At 65.4% G+C, this 16169-nt stretch carries 16 protein-coding genes; 6 read left to right on the top strand and 10 right to left on the bottom strand.

Annotated elements, in window-relative coordinates; all coding sequences use genetic code 11:
- Positions 1–7 precede the first annotated feature (7 nt).
- Positions 8–655: a class I SAM-dependent methyltransferase gene (locus ShzoTeo12_RS22875; protein ID WP_318912594.1), complete on the bottom strand. Its 648-nt coding sequence runs from the start codon at positions 653–655 to the stop codon at positions 8–10.
- Positions 652–1926: a DUF3419 family protein gene (locus ShzoTeo12_RS22870; RefSeq protein WP_318912593.1), complete on the bottom strand. Its 1275-nt coding sequence runs from the start codon at positions 1924–1926 to the stop codon at positions 652–654. The genes ShzoTeo12_RS22875 and ShzoTeo12_RS22870 overlap by 4 nt, the downstream gene beginning before the upstream one ends.
- 247 nt (positions 1927–2173) lie before the next feature.
- Here ShzoTeo12_RS22870 and ShzoTeo12_RS22865 point away from each other — a divergent pair, with 247 nt between their 5' ends.
- Positions 2174–2671, top strand: a complete 498-nt coding sequence (locus ShzoTeo12_RS22865) for a hypothetical protein (RefSeq protein WP_318912592.1) — start codon at positions 2174–2176, stop codon at positions 2669–2671.
- A 6-nt stretch (positions 2672–2677) separates the two neighbouring features.
- Here the strand turns inward: ShzoTeo12_RS22865 and ShzoTeo12_RS22860 are convergent, their stop codons facing one another.
- The 8 genes from ShzoTeo12_RS22860 to ShzoTeo12_RS22825 form a co-directional block, all read right to left on the bottom strand.
- Entirely contained in the window at positions 2678–3640 is a 963-nt protein-coding gene (locus ShzoTeo12_RS22860) for a GGDEF domain-containing protein (protein ID WP_318912591.1), read from the bottom strand.
- A 194-nt stretch (positions 3641–3834) separates the two neighbouring features.
- Positions 3835–4293 (bottom strand): RpiB/LacA/LacB family sugar-phosphate isomerase, encoded by a 459-nt coding sequence (locus ShzoTeo12_RS22855; protein ID WP_119255678.1) that lies wholly within the window; start codon positions 4291–4293, stop codon positions 3835–3837.
- Between the two features lie 13 nt (positions 4294–4306).
- Positions 4307–5077 carry a triose-phosphate isomerase gene (locus ShzoTeo12_RS22850; protein ID WP_318912590.1) on the bottom strand — a complete coding sequence of 257 codons (771 nt, stop codon included), beginning with the start codon at positions 5075–5077 and terminating at the stop codon, positions 4307–4309.
- Positions 5074–5850, bottom strand: a complete 777-nt coding sequence (locus tag ShzoTeo12_RS22845; protein WP_119255680.1) for a DeoR/GlpR family DNA-binding transcription regulator — start codon at positions 5848–5850, stop codon at positions 5074–5076. The genes ShzoTeo12_RS22850 and ShzoTeo12_RS22845 overlap by 4 nt, the downstream gene beginning before the upstream one ends.
- Before the next feature lie 77 nt (positions 5851–5927).
- Positions 5928–6872 (bottom strand): sugar-binding transcriptional regulator, encoded by a 945-nt coding sequence (locus ShzoTeo12_RS22840; protein WP_318912589.1) that lies wholly within the window; start codon positions 6870–6872, stop codon positions 5928–5930.
- Between the two features lie 154 nt (positions 6873–7026).
- Complete coding sequence (locus tag ShzoTeo12_RS22835) at positions 7027–7962, bottom strand: sugar phosphate isomerase/epimerase family protein (protein ID WP_318912588.1); 936 nt, start codon at positions 7960–7962, stop codon at positions 7027–7029.
- Between the two features lie 8 nt (positions 7963–7970).
- Positions 7971–9482: a glycerol-3-phosphate dehydrogenase gene (locus ShzoTeo12_RS22830; protein ID WP_318912587.1), complete on the bottom strand. Its 1512-nt coding sequence runs from the start codon at positions 9480–9482 to the stop codon at positions 7971–7973.
- A 49-nt stretch (positions 9483–9531) separates the two neighbouring features.
- Positions 9532–11082 (bottom strand): FGGY-family carbohydrate kinase, encoded by a 1551-nt coding sequence (locus ShzoTeo12_RS22825; protein ID WP_318912586.1) that lies wholly within the window; start codon positions 11080–11082, stop codon positions 9532–9534.
- A gap of 643 nt (positions 11083–11725) precedes the next feature.
- Between ShzoTeo12_RS22825 and ShzoTeo12_RS22820 the strand changes: the two genes are divergently transcribed.
- The 5 genes from ShzoTeo12_RS22820 (at position 11726) to ShzoTeo12_RS22800 (ending at position 16165) form a co-directional block, all read left to right on the top strand.
- Positions 11726–11863, top strand: a complete 138-nt coding sequence (locus ShzoTeo12_RS22820) for a hypothetical protein (RefSeq protein WP_318912585.1) — start codon at positions 11726–11728, stop codon at positions 11861–11863.
- Entirely contained in the window at positions 11856–12506 is a 651-nt protein-coding gene (locus ShzoTeo12_RS22815; protein WP_318912584.1) for a DUF2291 domain-containing protein, read from the top strand. The genes ShzoTeo12_RS22820 and ShzoTeo12_RS22815 overlap by 8 nt, the downstream gene beginning before the upstream one ends.
- Positions 12503–14044: a sugar ABC transporter ATP-binding protein gene (locus ShzoTeo12_RS22810; RefSeq protein WP_119255686.1), complete on the top strand. Its 1542-nt coding sequence runs from the start codon at positions 12503–12505 to the stop codon at positions 14042–14044. The genes ShzoTeo12_RS22815 and ShzoTeo12_RS22810 overlap by 4 nt, the downstream gene beginning before the upstream one ends.
- 13 nt (positions 14045–14057) lie before the next feature.
- Complete coding sequence (locus ShzoTeo12_RS22805) at positions 14058–15098, top strand: ABC transporter permease (protein ID WP_318912583.1); 1041 nt, start codon at positions 14058–14060, stop codon at positions 15096–15098.
- A gap of 119 nt (positions 15099–15217) precedes the next feature.
- Positions 15218–16165 (top strand): D-ribose ABC transporter substrate-binding protein, encoded by a 948-nt coding sequence (locus ShzoTeo12_RS22800; RefSeq protein WP_119255688.1) that lies wholly within the window; start codon positions 15218–15220, stop codon positions 16163–16165.
- The last annotated feature ends 4 nt before the right edge of the window (positions 16166–16169 follow it).

Raw genomic sequence — 16169 nt, 5'->3', positions numbered from 1 at the left:
TCCGCCTTCAATCTTTCCGGATGATGGCGATCCACGAAAAGCCGCGGTGAAGCCGCTTCTCCACGCTGCGTCCGCCCTGTTCGGCGGCGACGGTGAAGAGATCGGTGCGCGGCGTCACGTGATGCCAGCCGAGCCAGCGGATCATGGCGCGGCCGAACCATTGTGGCAGGCCTCGCATATCGCCGAAATCCGCTATGTGCAGCTCGCCGCCCGGGACAAGGCGCGTCATCGCCTCCGCCACGACCTGTCGCCACTGCGGGATCATCGAGACGGCGTAGGAAATGAAGATTCGGTCGTAACCCTTCTCACCGAAGGCCGATTGCGGATCGAAGGCAGCGGCATCGGCCTTCGCCAGCCGGACCCTGTCACCCAATCCGGCGCCCTCGATCGCCTTTTCCGCAGCCGCGAGCATTTCCTGCGAAATGTCGATGCCGTGGAAGCGGGCTTCGGGGTAGAGCATCGCGGCCTTCACCAGATTGCGGCCGGTGCCGCAGCCGATTTCCAGCACCGCGCCGCCGGGCTTTGGGCGGACGTCGGCAAGCATCGGGTCGCGGCCGAGCAGGTAATATTTGCGCGTCGCGTCATAGATGCCGAACCGCCGCTGCCAGCGGTAGATCCGGTCCATCAGCAGGGCGTGGTCGGAGACCGCGCTCATGCCGCATGGTCCTTCAGCACGTAAAGATGGAAGCCGCCATAGATCGACGAGCGATCCCTCTCGTGCAGGGCGCGCGATTCCGCTTCGTGATAAGCCCATCGGTCGAGAAGCGCATTGTCGAGCCGTCCGGGCAGCAGGCTTTCGGCCGGCGCCGTGCGGAAGATGACGCGCGCGCCGGGGGCCGCGCTGCGGGTGATCTCGGCCCAGAGGGCATTAAGCTGCCCGTCCGTCATCCAGTCCTGCGCATCGAGCAGGATGAAGCGGTCGACCGAACCGGCGGGCTTGGCCGCGAGGAATTCCGTCAGCGACGTGTTGGTGATGGAAATGCGGGAAGCGCGGCTGCGAATAGTCTCGTGATTCTGCCGGGCGAGGTAGGGCGGCAGGGGCGCCCTGTCGCCGGGGCCATAGCCGCGGCCGAAGGCCTGCCAGGCGAAGTAGTTCTCCGATAGCGGGAAGCCGCAGGCGAGCTTTTCGACCCGTTGGCGCAGGATCGTCGCCATGTCGCTGCCCGCGCCCGAAAGTGCTTCATATTGCTGCGGCGGAATGCCGAGACCGAAGAGCGAGCTCTTGCGCCCCGTCGCCCAGCGAATGAGCCGCTTGTCGAACAGCGGCGCGAGCGTCTCGTCGAAGAAGCGCCGCTGGTCTTCCATGGTCCGGGCATCGAGCAATCCGCGCGGATCGGCGCCATAGAGCCGGGCCATCTTGTGGCCGAGCCCGATGAAGCCGCCGAGAAGCCCGTGGCGATAGAGGCGGCGATGGAAGATGGAGATGCGGCGGCGGCCGGTCACCGTGCGGCCTTCCCAATAGGCGCGGGTCTCCGCGTCGAGATGGGGTTGCAGATAGACGCGATAGGCCGCGATGTTCCGCCGGTCGTCGCCGCTGCCATAGAAGCGGTAGAAGGTTTCGTAATCCGGCAGGCGGGCCGCCGCCGCGAGTTTCAAGCGGTTGAAGGCCACGTGCGCGGGATTGAGGTCGACCGCCTCGATACGGGCCGGATCGGCGACGAGGTAGGAAAGCGCGTTGCACCCGCCCGAGGCGATGGTGACGATGCTGTTGCCCGGCGCGATCCGCAGCGCTGCCATGTCCACCTCGGGATCTTCCCAGATCTGCGCATAGACGAGGCTTCGGAACAGCCGCGAGAAGACATATTCCGATATTCCGGAAGGCGTCAGCAGCGGATTGCGGCGCACGGCGCGATGGAGGCGCTTGGCCGCCCCGTCCGCGCGCGCTGCTGCAGGAGAAGGGATGGCGGAGGTGGCCGTTTCGATCATCGGGGTACGTTTCCCAGGCTGGAACATCTCTCTCGCCGCGGCCGGGAGCGATGCATAAGCCTTGCGTGAGGCTTCGCCGATCGCCCCGATTGCCGAACGACATGGGCTCGTTTCAGCAGATCGCGATGACACCCGCATGACATCCGCGCTCCGGGCCTGGGGATGACGTTGCATGGAGACGGTGTCGCCCGGCATGCGCCTGTGATATGCCCGCCCCGACTCGACCGACAACAGACGGACGCACCCGATGAACGTTGCCTTCTATGCCGATTACATTGCCGACCTGCGGACGCTGTTTACGGATCTCGACAGCCGCCCCGAAGGGTTCCAGACCTTCGACGTGCGGCTGGAACTGGCCGTGGCCGGCGGCCTCGTCGTCTATGAGACGAAGCGGCGCAAGGGGCAGACGGACAGTCTTTTCTACGGCCGGCCGGCGGCCGCCAGCGCCAACCAGCAGATGTCCCGCGCGGCGGCCTTTGCCGCCATCGACCGGTTCCTTGCGCTTGGGCAGTTCGTCGCGCTGACCGATGCTGCCTCCGAGACGCTGGATGCGCGCTATCCGCACTGCGCCGTCAACTTCTCCTATCGCAAGAAGGGCCAGCCCGCCGCCCGCTCCATGCTGATGGTCTTCGCCGGGTTCAACGACGACGGCGATGCCCTGCAATTCGTTTCGAATGCGACGGATCAGGCCGCTTTCGTCGCGGAACGCCCGCACCGCGCGCAGAAGACCTACGAGTGGAAATGACGCCGGCTATCCTTGTTCCGCCCTTGCCTCTCCGAGGTGCCGCCGGGGCTGGATCTCGATGCTGAGCTGGTCGCGGCCACGCATCTTGGCGGCGTAGAGGGCAAGATCGGCCCTGCGGTAGATGTCGCTCGGCTCCTCGCCGCTTTCCGCCCAGGCAAGCCCGGCGGAGAAGGTGTAGCGGAAGCTCGCCTGGTCCGGCACGGGGCGGGAATGGCGAACCGCCGCCAGCATGCGCTCGAGGATGGCTTCGGCATCTTCCATCACCGTGTTCGGCAGGATGAGAAGGAATTCCTCGCCGCCGACCCGGCCGAGGATATCGGTCTTGCGCAGATGGCGCTGCAGGGTGATGGCGAAGTCCTTCAGGACGGCGTCGCCGACGCTGTGGCCGAAACGGTCGTTGATATATTTGAAATTGTCGATGTCGAGGACGGCAAGGCACCCGACATCGCGGGCCTCGCCGCCGGATGCGCCGACGAGTTCCGCAAGCCGCGCCATCGCGAAGCGGCGGCTGGGAAGGCCGGTCAGGTCATCCGTGAAGGAGGCCCTGATGGCGAAGTCGCGATCCTGCCGCAGCGTGCGCTCGTCGGTGCGGATGAAGCTGATGTCGCTCGCGACGCTGAGCATCCAGCCGTTCGGCTGCATCGTCTCCGTCATCCAGAGCCAGCGCCCGTCGTGAAGGTCGGTCTCGAAGGCGCGAAAACCCGTCTTGCCGCGCCGTGCCAGCGTGGAGCGCAGCCATGTCTCGAAATCCTGCGTCACGACGACGGTGCCACGCCGGGCATGAAAGTTCCGCCGCATGAGGTCGGGCCAGAGGGGCTGTTCATGGTCATCGATGAACCAGGCGGCGCGAAAGGCCTGGTTTGCAAAGCGCAGGCGATCCTCCGGGTCGAAGACCGCAACGAGGGATCCGGCATTCTCCACGAGCTGCGCCAATTGCAGCATGGCTTCCGTGTCGACCAAGGGCTTCATGTCCTCAGGATGGCTGTTATCGGAAATCTAGATGCTACTCTTAAACAAAGCGTTAGACGCATTTGTTGAAAGCGACGCTTCCGTAGGGAGAAGAGCGTCCCGACTTGCTTTTCATCAAAAGGAAGGAGGAAATTGTGCAGAAGCCCATTGGGGAGAAGCGCCGCACCGGTGAAGGCGCGGCGCTGGGTGCCGGCTTACTTTCCGGCGTTGTACTTCGCATCGACCTCGTCGATCGCCTTGACGTTGCCGGCCGAGCGGCCGTTCTCGTCGAAGGTCTGGGCGAGATAGGCGTCGGCGATGGCCTTTGCGAGTTCCGAGCCGATGACGCGGGCGCCCATCGTGATGATCTGGGCATTGTTGGAAAGCGCGGCGCGTTCGGCCGAATAGGTGTCGTGCGTCAGCGCGGCGCGGATGCCGGGCACCTTGTTGGCCGAGATGCAGACGCCGATGCCGGTACCGCAGACGAGGATCGCGCGGTCGTATTCTCCGGCGATGACGGCCGAGGCGACGCGGTCGGAGAGATTGGCGTAGAAGGCGTCCGGGCCGGCATCCGTGCGCGAGATCTCGTGCACCTCGTGGCGGTCCTTCAGGTGGTCGGCGAGGACCTTGGCGAGGCCTTCGCCCGCGCTGTCACCGGCAATGGCAAGTTTCATGGGAGATCTCCTTTCAGATCGTTGCGGCGCAGCGCGCCAGGATGTCGAGATAGCCTTCAACCTTCCAGGCCGAGCGGCCGATGAAGAGCCCGTCGATATTCGGGCAGCCAATCAGTTCCTCGCAGTTCTGCGGGTTGACCGAACCGCCGTAGAGGCAGGGGATGCGGCGGCCGAGGATGTTTTCCGCCACCTGGGCGATCTCGGCATGGCGTGCATCCGCATAGTCGGCGGTCGCAGGGATGCCCTTCTCGCCGATGGCCCAGACGGGTTCGTAGGCAAGCAGGATTTCGGCCTGCTTCTGCGCGCCGTCGAGCTTGCCGAGGGCGCCGCGCACCTGCCGCGCCAACACTTCCGCCGCGCGGCCGCTCTCGCGGTCGGCAAGGGTTTCGCCGATGCAGATCAGCGGCACGAGGCCGTGGCGCACGGCCGCTTCCGTCTTGAGGCCGACCGCCTCGTCCGTCTCGCCGAAATGCTCGCGGCGTTCCGAATGGCCGAGTTCGACGAGGTCGAGGCCACAGTCCTTCAGCATCACGGGCGAGACCTCGCCCGTCCAGGCGCCTTCGTCGGCCCAATGCATGTTCTGCGCGCCAACCTTGACGGAGGTGTCGGCGAGCAGCGCCTTGACCTCGCGCACGGCGGTGAAGGGCGGAATGACGAAGCGCTGGATGCGGGCGTTCCGGTCGCCGTCGGCGGCCTTGAGGCCTTCCGCAAAGGCTTTCGCCTCGGCGAGCGTCTTGTTCATCTTCCAGCTCGTGCCGACCCAGAAGTTCCGGCCTTGGCTCATGTCGTTGTCTCCTTGTGGGCGATGCGCACCACGGTCTTGCGGTCGGCAAGCTCGGCCGTCGTATCGTGGGGCAGGGGGTTGTCGGATATCACCGTGTCGAATTCGGCAAGGTCGGCGAGCACGTGCAGCGCCGTGTGGCCGAAGCGCCGGCTGTTGACGAGAAGGCATGCCTGGCGGCTGGAGGCCATCATCGCGCGCTTGGCGCGCACCACCGCCTCGTCCATGTGATAGGCAAGGCGCCCGGAGGCGGCCGGCGCCGAGATGAAGGCGATGTCGGCACGAAGGCGCGACAGCGCTTCTTCCGTGACGATGCCGAGATAGGCATTGAACTTGGCCGAATAGGTGCCGCCGAGCCCGACCAGCGTGACGCCGGAAATGCCCTTCGCCCGTTCCATGATCGCGGCATTGTTGGTGATGATGGTGATCGGCTTCTTCGAGCACAGCACGTCGCCGAGCACCGAGGCCATCGAGCCGTCATTGATCATGACCGTCATGCCCGGCTCGACCAGTTCGGCGGCGGTTTGGGCAAGGGTCAGCTTCACATCCGCTTCCTGCCGTTCGCGGAAGCGGAAGTCGCTTTCGAACTGCGTGCCCGCATCGATCGTCGCACCGCCGCGCACCTTGCGCAGCACGCCGGCCCGCTCGAGATCGTCGAGATCGCGGTGGATGGTCATTTTGGAAACGCCGAAGCGCGCGGCGACCTCGTCGAGCTCGACGGCGCGGCTCTCGACCAGAAGATTGATGATCTCCTGCCTTCGCTCTTCCCGTTTCACCCGCTTCCTCCGTGTGTCCGCAGCTCTATAACATGAATCTCACAAATCATAACATTGAATTTGTGATTTTGTGATTTTCATGCAGAGCTTTGCAGCAGAAGCCGTGCCGTCGCCTCGTCCGTGATCAGGCCGTGGAGCTTATGGCTGTGCAGCACGGCGCGGATGGCCTCCGTCTTGGAGGAGCCGCCGGCAATGGCGACGAGGCGGTCGTCGCCGGTTTCCGAGAAGGAGGCGGCGAGGGTGCGCGCCGTCACCGATGTTTCCAGAATGCGGCCCTTGCTGTCGAAGAAGTGCCCGAGCAGCTCGCCGACGCCGCCGAGGGCCCGGATATCCTCCAGCTCGTTCGCCTGCAGCATGCCCGACGTGACGAGATGGGCCTGATTGTCGACCGTGCCGATGCCGACGAGCTTCAGGTCGGCGTTGCGCGCAAGGTCGAAGACCTCGCTGACGCCGCGCTGCGACAGCAGCACCTCGCGGTCCTCCTCCGTGTTGGCGAAGAAGGGCACGGGCATCACATAGGCCTGCGTGCCCGTCTTGGCGGCGATGCGATGCATGACGTCGTATGGATTGGCCGCATAGTTGCGGGTGAGGCCGCCGAGCAGCGAGACGAAGCGCGTGCCGCTGGCGCTGATGCGGGGCAGGTGATGCACGGCGGCCGAGAGCGTTCGCCCGTGGCCGAGGCCGATGACGGCGACTTCGCCGCGCTCGATCTCGCGCCGCAGGAAATCCGCGCCGACATGGCCGAGCGTCGTCAGCGCCAGCGCGTCGTCATCGACATCGGGCGCCACCTCGCAGTAACCGAGCCCGTAGCGCTCGGAAAGCGCCACTTCGAGATTGACGCATTCGGCGATATCGCCGTCGATACTGACCTTGACTACGCCCTCGGCGACCGCCCGCGCGATCAGCCGGTGCGCCTTGACCGAGGGAATGCCGAGGCGCTTGGCCACGGCGGACTGGGTGAAGCCCCCGATATAGTGCAGCCAGGCGGCGCGGACGGCGAGGGAGTCTTCATTGTCGGTCATCGGCGATGTCCTGTCCTGCTGTGCAAAAAAGCACCCCGTCTTGAAGCATTTCCGGTTCACCGGAAATGCTCCACCTTTTGTTTTTACCGCATTATCCGACGCCGAAGCGATGCCGCTTCGGTTGGAAATGCTCTGGCAAGCGGCCCGGACGCGGTCAGCCCAGCTTGAGGTCGGATGCACCGGTATCGATATGCGGCGCCCAGAAGGCGATGCTTTCGGCGATCTGGGCAATGACCTGCCGGTCGTTCGGCTCGCGTTCCTTGAAGGAGAGTTCCAGGCAGATCTCGTTGTCGACCGCGCCGCCCTCGGCAAAGGCCTTCAGCAGCGGTTCCGGCTGGATGCGGCCCCTGGCGTTGAACTCGGCGGTGAAGGGACGGTGCCCGCCCTTGTCCATCAGGCTCTGCTTGATGTGGATGATCGGCGAGACCTTCGGCACGGCGCGCGCCCAGGCATAGGGGTCGAAATCGTCGGGATTGCTGGAGGTGACGTCGCCATGGTCGATATCGGCCATCATCCACATGGGAACGGCCATGTTCGCCGCGGTGAGCCGGTCCTGAAGCCTGACGCATTCGGCGATGGTCTCGCCGAATTCGCGGCCGATGCTCATCGGCTCCCAGAAGACATAGGAGAGGCCGGCGTCCTTCGCATGCTCCGCCACCTCCGCCCAGCAGTCGATGGCGATGCGGATCAGCTCTTCCCGGCGGGCCGGGTCGTCATAGTCCTTGTAGGTGAAGATGGCGAACTGCGTTCCGACGGAGGTGCCGCCGAGATCGCCGATAATGTCGGCGAAGGTCTTGAACCAGTCGACATAGTAGCGGCGCACATCCGCATCCGGATGGCCGAAATGGTTGAGGCGGCCATAGGGGCCGGTCATGCCCGAGGTGACGCGCACGCCGGTGCGCTGGAGCGCGCGGTCCATCCGGCGCGTCAGCCGGCGGATCGTCGCGGCGTTCCAGCTCGGATTGATGAATTCGTGCGTCAGCTGGAGGTCGCGCAGGCGAAGGTCCCGCGCGACGGTCTCGATCAGGTCGTCGGGATCGGCGAAGCGGTTGACCAGCGGATTGGTGTTGAGCGAAAGCGTCAGCGGCATGGTCGTCCTCAGGCGGCGGCAGGGCGGGCGGCGTCGAACCAGTCGGCAAAGGCCGCGCGCTCGGCTTCCGTCAGGTGCAGGTAGTGCTTGGTGCGGCGGTAAAGGATGTCCTCGGCCGTCTGCGCCCATTCGGTGGCGACGAGATAGCGGGCTTCCGCCTCGTAGAACTGGCCGCCGAAATGCCGGCCGAGCCCATCAATACCGGTCGCGCCGCCGACGACGAGCCCGGTGCGCGTGCCGTAGAGGCGGCCGTAATGGTGCACCAGCTTGCGCGGCATCCAGGGATAGGTGTCGCGCAGGCCGTTGGCGAAGGTCTCGTAGTCGGCGTTCGGCATGTCGCCGCCGGGAAGCGGGGCCTTCTCCGTCCAGCCGCCGCCCATGTTGGGGAAGATGTGCCTGAGGCGGTGCATGCCGCGCTCGGCAAGCTCGCGGAAGGTGGTGATCTTGCCGCCGAAGACGTTGAGCAGCGGCGCGCCGCCCGTCTCGTCGAGGTCGAAGACATAGTCGCGGGTGACGGCGGAGGGATTGCCCTTGCCGTCGTCGAAGAGCGGGCGCACGCCGGAGAAGGAATGCAGCACGTCCTGCCGGCGCAGCTTCTCCTTGAAGTAGCGGTTCACCGCCTTCAAGAGGTAGTCGATCTCGGTCTCGTCGGCCGAAACGTCCTCGGCGCGCCCCTCATAGGCGATGTCGGTGGTGCCGATCAGCGCCTTGTCGCCCTCGTAGGGATTGATGAAGATGACGCGCTTGTCGTGGTTCTGCACCAGATAGGCGTTGGAGCCTGCCCAGAACTTCGGCACGATGATGTGGCTGCCCTTGACGAGGCGCACATTGCGCGTGGAATTGGAGCCGGCGACGCGGTTGATGACGTCGGACACCCACGGGCCGGCACAGTTGACGACGCATTTCGCGCGGAAGGCGCGGGTCTCGCCCGTCACGCGGTTCTTCGTCTCCACGATCCAGACGCCGTTTTCGCGGCGGGCGGAAACAGCCGGCGAACGGGTCAGCACCACGGCGCCCTTTTCCGCCGCGCCGAGCGCGTTGAGTGTCACGAGGCGGGCGTCGTCCACCCAGCAGTCGGAATATTCGAAGCCGCGGGTGTACTGGTCGAGGATCGGCGTGCCCTCGGGGTCGCGCGCAAGGTCCAGCGTGCGCGTGCCGGGCAGTTTCCTGCGGCCGCCGAGGTGATCGTAAAGGAAGAGGCCGAGGCGGACGAGCCAGGCGGGACGGTCTTCAGGGCTGTGCGGCAGCACGAAGCGCATCGGCCAGATGATGTGCGGGGCGGCGTTGAGCAGCACTTCGCGCTCGATCAGCGCCTCGCGCACCAGGCGGAATTCGTAATATTCGAGATAGCGCAGGCCGCCATGCACCAGCTTGCCGGAACGGGAGGAGGTACCCTCGGCCAGATCGTCCTTCTCGCAGAGCACGACCTTCAGTCCGCGGCCTGCCGCATCGCGGGCGATGCCGGCGCCGTTGATGCCGCCGCCGATCACGAAGAGGTCAATAAGCTCGGGCTCGTTCATTTGGGTCTCCTTCAGCGCCGGCCGCAGAGGGGGCGCACTCGTCGTTTCGTCAGCGCGCGGCCAGGATGTCCCAGGCTGGCGCGATGCCCCGGCGCACGGTGGAATAGGCGGCAAAGAGGCGGTTCATGCGTTCGGTGTCTTCGGCTTTCGGCCGCTCGGCCGCGCCGAGCTCGGGCGTCACCCAGTCGGCAATGCAATCGTCCATCGTGCGGTAGGCGCCGATGGCGACGGCCGCCATCATCGAGGCGCCGGCGGCGCCCGCCTCCTCACGCGTGCTGACGCGCACCGGCGCGCCGAGCGCCGCGCCCAGTGTACCGCGCAGCGAAGCGGACCGGGCGGCGCCGCCGCTGACGCGCAGCTCCGAGGGCAGGGCCCCCATGGCGGCGTAGCAATCGCGCGTCGCCATGCCGAGACCTTCCACGACGGCGCGCACGAGATCCGGATAGCGGTGGCGGCTGGCAAGACCGGTGAAATTGGCGCGGGCGCGGGCATTCACGAAGGGGCCACGCTCGCCGGCCTCGGAAATATAGGGGTGGTAGAGGATGTTGCCGGGCTTGCTGGCGGCGATCCACTGGTCGATGCGGCCGATCATGTCGTTAAGGCCGACGGTGACGCCGAATTCGCCGAGAAGGTCAACGCCGAGCTGGAGCAGCCAGTCGAGATTGATCGTGGCGCCCATATTGGTCTGCACCTGGGTGACGATGCCGGGGATGGGGAGCGCGATGACATAGCCGGTGCGCTCGGCATTGAGGACGACGTCGGAAACCGCCTTCGCCTGGAGATGCACGCCCGTCGAGCCGATGGCGGAACAGGCGGCATTGCGGCCTTCGCTGCGCACGCCGGCACCCAGCGCCGTCATGCACATGTCGACATAGCCGAGGCAGACCGGCGTGCCGGGCCTAAGGCCCGCGGCAGCGGCGGCTTCCGCCGTCAGCGGATGCGTGGTCTCGGTGCCGTCGATCACCTCGGGCAGCAGGTTGCGGCGGTGCGTCAGGCCGAGGGCGGCGAGCACGTCGTCGTCATAGCGGCGCGTGCGGAAATTGCCGAAGGTGAAGCTCACTTCCGACGGATCGGTGGCGCGCACGCCGGTGAGGTTCAGGTAGAGCCAGTCCTTGCAGTGCATGGCGACTTGCGCGCCGGCGAGCAGTTCCGGGAAATGGCGGTCCATATGGGCAAGCTGCGTGCCCTGCTGGCAGGTGTTGAGGCCGGTGCCGGTCGCCTCGAAGCGCTGGCGGTCGGCGTCGCTCGCGGCAAGCCGCTCGACGGTGGGAGCCGCGCGCGCGTCGAGCCACAGCCAGGCATCGCCGACGGGACGGTTGCTGGCGCCGACGAGCCAGGTGCCGTCGCCCTGCGCCGTGACGGCGATGGCGGCGGCGCGGGCGGAAAGGTTCTCCACCTTCTCGCCGAGCCCGCGCAGGGCGCGCGCGCAGTCGAGCCAGGTCTGGTCGAGGGATTGCGTGACGGAGCCGTCGTCGCCGGTGCTGTAGCTGTTGCGCACGGAGGCGCTGGCGATCTGGCGGCCGGCGAGCGTGAAGGCGACGGCCTTCATGACGGAGGTTCCGGCATCGATGCCGATGATCAGGTCGGCGGCCTCAGCCATGGCGTGCACCTGCCGATGCCGCGACAGCGCGCGCCGTCTCGCCTGACGTGAAACAAAGCATTCGATCCTCCCGATCGTCCTTCGCGAAAGCGCGCGTGGCTGCCCTGCCAGATTGGGCCGAGGGGGCGCCACGGGATAGCCCGGACTTCGCGAAGGAACATATCATAAAGTTACCATATGTCTCGTAAAATTTTTCGCACAACGAATTATTTTTCAGTTATGCTGGAGGGTAACGGAGGGCTTCCTTGGGCTGTGTGCGGAGGACCGTTCTTGCTGGTCGTCCTCGATCAAGGTCGCTCGATAAAACATGCCGACCCTTGGGCAAAAGACTCAAGGATCATAAATTGTCATTTAATAGCAATGTGTTGAGGCTTGCATGCCGTTCGCTTTCCTGTCGGGGAGGGCCTAGCTTCCGCAGGCGCCTCTCCGGTATGTTCATGCACTCAGCGCAACGGGTGGCCGGAGAAAACGAGCTGATCAGTTCCGATATCCTGCAAAAAGGCCGATTGACAGCTCGTGTTAATTTAACATATATACTGCGACATATCACACACATATATCGCAACTGCGAAAAAGTGTGCACTGCAGCGCAAGGCGGAAGAGGAGATCCGGCCGGCGCGTTCATGGGGGAGGGCATCATGACATGTTCCGTTTCGAAGGCATCGGCACGCGGCCCTGGCGCCATGGTCGTGTCTTCTGGCCCATCGATGTCCCCGGCACCGTGCCGGCGCGCCCGCTGACGCTTTCACCGTTCAACCGCAAGGCCATCCGACATGACTGACGCCACGCTCTCGAAATCGCCCCGGCCCGCCCGCAGCTACCGCTGGATCGGCATCGCCGCCGTCGTCGTGCTGGTGGGGGCCATGGCCTTCGACACGAAAATCGTGCAGATCGGCTCCGAGGCCGACGTCCAGGTCCAGAAATTCTCGCCCGTGGCCTTCGGTGCCGAGCAGTTCCCGATCATCAAGCAGAGCGTCGAGACGCGCGCTGCCGACGCGGTCGAGCTGTCGCAGGCGATCGCCGCCGACAAGAAGGCCGCCAGCGAGAAATACGGCGTCAACACCTCCACCGGCCCGGTCTTCCCGGTCAAGTTCACCGGCGTGGTCGGCGAGCGCAAGGCGAACTACAACGTCGTCGCCGTCGAAGGCCTGCCGCCCGAGCTGACGGTGCGGGTCCAGACCGGCCCGGCGCTCAACGGCACGGACCTGCGCGATGCGACCGGGCAGATCGAGTTCGGCCAGTTCAAGAACCAGATCGAATACCAGGATGCCGGTTCCGCCATCAACAACGAGGTCAAGAAGGTCGTTCTCGACGGCCTCGATCCGGCGGCCCTTTCCGGCAAGACCGTTTCCGTCATCGGCGTCTTCAAGCTCGTCAATCCGAAGAGCTGGATCGTCACGCCCGTGAGGTTCGACGTCCAATGAGCGCGATCCCCGAAACCGGACAGAAGGGCGAAGTCGTTCTTGCCGCGCGCAACGTGGCGAAATCCTACGGCAGCGTCCATGCCCTCAAGGGCGTCAATTTCGATATCCATCGCGGGCAGGTGACGACCCTGTTCGGCGAAAACGGCGCCGGCAAGTCGACGCTGATGAAGATCCTTTCCGGTGTGGTCAGGCCGACATCGGGCGAAATCATTCTCGATGGGGAACCGGTCGTCTTCGCGTCATCCTCCCAAGCACGTGACCGCGGCATCTCCATCATCCATCAGGAGCTCAGCCTCGCCCCGAACATGAACGTTCGCGACAACATCTTCATGGGGCGCGAGATCATGACCTCCACCGGCGTGGACTTCGCCGAGGAAGAGCGCCAGACGCGCCTCCTGATGGAAGAACTCGAAGAGGACATCGATCCTCTGACGCTCGTCGAGGACCTGCGGCTCGGCCAGCAGCAGATCGTCGAGATTGCGCGCGCCCTTTCGGTCAATTCGCGCATCCTGATTATGGACGAGCCGACCTCGGCCCTGTCGGCCTCCGAGGTCGAGGTGCTGTTCAAGGTCATCCGCGACCTGACCGGCCGCGGCGTCTCCATCGTCTATATCTCGCACCACCTCGAAGAGGCTTTGCAGATCACCCACCATGCGGTGGTGCTGCGCGACGGCACGATGACGGCCTATGCCGAGCGCAAGGACATCGACCTCGAATGGATCGTCCGCCACATGGTGGGCGATAATTTCGACCTCGGCTCGCCGCCGGCCGGCTACCAGATGGGCGATGTCTCGCTCTCCATCGAGGGCCTGACGGTTCCCGATCCGGGCGGCGCCGGCTATTCGGTCGTCGACGGCATGTCGCTGTCGGTGCGCGCGGGCGAGATCGTCTGCATCTACGGCCTGATGGGCGCAGGGCGCACGGAACTGCTCGAAACCGTCGCGGGCCGCCTGAAATCCACCGCCGGCAAGGTCGTGCTGAAGGGCAGGGACGTCACCGGCCAATCGATCGCCGAATGCATCCGCGACGGCCTCGTGCTCGTGCCGGAAGACCGCCAGCGCGACGGACTGGTGCAGACCATGAGCGTCGGCCGCAATCTCTCGCTCGCCAGCCTCGGCGCCTTCACGCGCGGCCTCTTCACCTCGACGTCACGCGAAGGCGGGCTCGTCGATAGCGCGATCCGCAAGGTGCATATCAAGACGGACGGCGGCGCGGCCGCCATCGGCTCGCTGTCGGGCGGCAACCAGCAGAAGGTCGTCATCGGCAAGATGCTGGCGACCGATCCCGAGGTCATCCTGCTCGACGAGCCGAGCCGCGGCATCGACATCGGCGCCAAGGCGGAGGTCTTCAAGCTGCTCGCCGAGCGCGCGAAGCAGGGGCTCGCCGTGGTCTACACGACCTCGGAAGTCGGTGAATGCCTGAGCATCGCCCATCGCATCATCGTCATGCGGCGCGGCCGCATCTCCGCCGAATTCGGTCCCGACGCGACCAAAGAACAGATCATGGCCGCCTCCGGCGAAGCCGTGCATGCCCATTAGGAGCGCTGAACCCATGTCAGTCACACCTGCAATCCAGACGAAGGCAGCGGCAAGCGGCGGCAAGCGCAAGAAGAGCCTGATCGAGCTTCTGTTCGAGGGCCGCGCCTTCTTCGCGCTCATCGCCATCGTCGTCGTCTTCTCGCTGATGTCGCCGAACTATTTCACGGTCAGCAACTTCCTGATCATGGCCTCGCATGTCGCCATCTTCGGCCTGCTCGCCATCGGCATGCTGCTGGTCATCCTGAACGGCGGCATCGACCTCTCGGTCGGCTCGACGCTCGGCCTTGCCGGCGTCGTCGCGGGTTTCCTCATGCAGGGCGTGACGCTGCCGCAACTCGGCATCATCCTCTATCCCTCGGTCTGGGTCGTCGTGGTGCTGACCTGCCTGCTCGGCGCGGTTGTCGGCGCGGTGAACGGCGTGCTCATCGCCTATCTCAAGGTGCCGGCCTTCGTCGCGACGCTCGGCGTGCTCTATGTCGCCCGCGGCGTCGCGCTGCTGATGACCAACGGCCTCACCTACAACAATCTCGGCGGCCGTCCGGAACTGGGCAATACCGGTTTCGACTGGCTCGGCTTCAACCGCCTTGCGGGCGTTCCGATCGGCGTCCTCGTGCTCCTCGTCTTCGCCATCGCCTGCCATGTCCTGCTTGCCCGCACGGCCTTCGGCCGCTGGCTCTATTCCTCGGGCGGCAACGAGCGTGCGGCGGAACTGTCGGGCGTGCCGGTCAAGCGCGTGAAGATCACGGTCTATGTGCTCTCGGGCATCTGCGCCGCCGTCGCCGGCCTCGTCCTCTCCTCGCAGCTTACCTCGGCGGGCCCGACCGCCGGCACCACCTACGAACTGACGGCGATCGCCGCCGTCGTCATCGGCGGCGCGGCGCTGACGGGCGGCCGCGGCACGGTCATCGGCACCATGCTCGGCGCCTTCGTGATCGGCTTCCTCTCCGACGGCCTCGTGATCATCGGCGTCTCGGCCTACTGGCAGACGGTCTTCACCGGCGCCGTCATCGTTACCGCTGTTCTCCTGAACAGCGTCAAATACGGCCGCCGCTGACCTCAGCGGCGACCGGCACAGACTGACTGCCGCCGGGAGAGGCGGACCATCGAGTGGCCCGGCAGCGGAAAGTATTGCCGACAATCGGCACAACCGGACTCAACAAAGGGAGTGAGACCATGTTCAAAAAAGGTATGCGTGTACTCTTCGCGGCAACGGCCGTCATGCCGCTGCTGTTCAGCTCTGCCTGGGCGGACGGCCTGATCACCGTCATCGTCAACGATCCGTCGAACCCCTACTGGTTCACGGAAGGCGAAGTGGCCAAGAAGACCGCCGAGGGCCTCGGCTACACGGCCAATGTCGGCGCCCACAAGGGTGACACCAACACCGAGAGCAACCTGATCGACACCGCGATCACCAACAAGTCGGTCGCCATCATCCTCGACCCGGCGAATGCCGACGGTTCCGTCGGTGCGGTCAAGAAGGCCGTTGCGGCCGGCATCCCGGTCATCCTCGTCAATGCCGAGATCAACCAGGAAGGCCTTGCCAAGGCGCAGCTCGTCTCGAACAACGCCCAGGGCGCCGCTCTCGGCGCGCAGCAGTGGGTCGAGGCGGTCGGCGACAAGGGCAAGTATGTCGAACTCTTCGGCGCTCCCTCCGACAACAACGCCGCGACGCGTTCGAACGGTTACGAAACCGTCCTGACGCAGTACCCCGACCTCGAGAAGGTCGCCAAGGAAGTGGCTGACTGGGACCGCACCAAGGGCCATGACAAGATGCAGTCCATGCTCCAGGCGAACCCCGACATCATCGGCGTGATCAGCGGCAACGACGAAATGGCCCTCGGCGCCATCGCCGCGCTCAAGGAAGCCGGCAAGCTCGACCAGGTCAAGGTCGGCGGCTTCGACGGTTCGCCGGATGCGGTTGCCGCCATCAAGGCCGGTGAGCTGCAGTACACCGTCCTCCAGCCGGTCGCCGTGTTCTCGGAAGCGGCCGTCAAGCAGGCCGACAGCGTGATCAAGAACGGCTCCACCGGTGTCGATACCGAAAAGCAGCTCTTCGATTGCCTCCTGATCACCAAGGACAATGTCGACAAGTACACCGCTCCCTTCGTCCTGAGCGAGTAATCCA

The organism is Shinella zoogloeoides (assembly GCF_033705735.1).
In the GTDB taxonomy this organism is placed as follows: domain Bacteria; phylum Pseudomonadota; class Alphaproteobacteria; order Rhizobiales; family Rhizobiaceae; genus Shinella; species Shinella zoogloeoides_A.
This window is presented reverse-complemented; position numbering and strand designations above follow the sequence as displayed.

Excerpts from the sequence above, each read along its gene's own strand:
- ShzoTeo12_RS22805 (WP_318912583.1), top strand. The coding sequence starts at position 14,058 with ATGTCAGTCACACCTGCAATCCAGACGAAGGCAGCGGCAAGCGGCGGC.
- ShzoTeo12_RS22840 (WP_318912589.1), bottom strand. The coding sequence starts at position 6,872 with ATGACCGACAATGAAGACTCCCTCGCCGTCCGCGCCGCCTGGCTGCAC.
- ShzoTeo12_RS22875 (WP_318912594.1), bottom strand. The coding sequence starts at position 655 with ATGAGCGCGGTCTCCGACCACGCCCTGCTGATGGACCGGATCTACCGC.
- ShzoTeo12_RS22865 (WP_318912592.1), top strand. The coding sequence starts at position 2,174 with ATGAACGTTGCCTTCTATGCCGATTACATTGCCGACCTGCGGACGCTG.
- ShzoTeo12_RS22800 (WP_119255688.1), top strand. The coding sequence starts at position 15,218 with ATGTTCAAAAAAGGTATGCGTGTACTCTTCGCGGCAACGGCCGTCATG.
- ShzoTeo12_RS22825 (WP_318912586.1), bottom strand. The coding sequence starts at position 11,082 with ATGGCTGAGGCCGCCGACCTGATCATCGGCATCGATGCCGGAACCTCC.
- ShzoTeo12_RS22820 (WP_318912585.1), top strand. The coding sequence starts at position 11,726 with ATGTTCCGTTTCGAAGGCATCGGCACGCGGCCCTGGCGCCATGGTCGT.
- ShzoTeo12_RS22850 (WP_318912590.1), bottom strand. The coding sequence starts at position 5,077 with ATGAGCCAAGGCCGGAACTTCTGGGTCGGCACGAGCTGGAAGATGAAC.
- ShzoTeo12_RS22835 (WP_318912588.1), bottom strand. The coding sequence starts at position 7,962 with ATGCCGCTGACGCTTTCGCTCAACACCAATCCGCTGGTCAACCGCTTC.
- ShzoTeo12_RS22855 (WP_119255678.1), bottom strand. The coding sequence starts at position 4,293 with ATGAAACTTGCCATTGCCGGTGACAGCGCGGGCGAAGGCCTCGCCAAG.
- ShzoTeo12_RS22815 (WP_318912584.1), top strand. The coding sequence starts at position 11,856 with ATGACTGACGCCACGCTCTCGAAATCGCCCCGGCCCGCCCGCAGCTAC.
- ShzoTeo12_RS22870 (WP_318912593.1), bottom strand. The coding sequence starts at position 1,926 with ATGATCGAAACGGCCACCTCCGCCATCCCTTCTCCTGCAGCAGCGCGC.
- ShzoTeo12_RS22830 (WP_318912587.1), bottom strand. The coding sequence starts at position 9,482 with ATGAACGAGCCCGAGCTTATTGACCTCTTCGTGATCGGCGGCGGCATC.
- ShzoTeo12_RS22860 (WP_318912591.1), bottom strand. The coding sequence starts at position 3,640 with ATGAAGCCCTTGGTCGACACGGAAGCCATGCTGCAATTGGCGCAGCTC.
- ShzoTeo12_RS22810 (WP_119255686.1), top strand. The coding sequence starts at position 12,503 with ATGAGCGCGATCCCCGAAACCGGACAGAAGGGCGAAGTCGTTCTTGCC.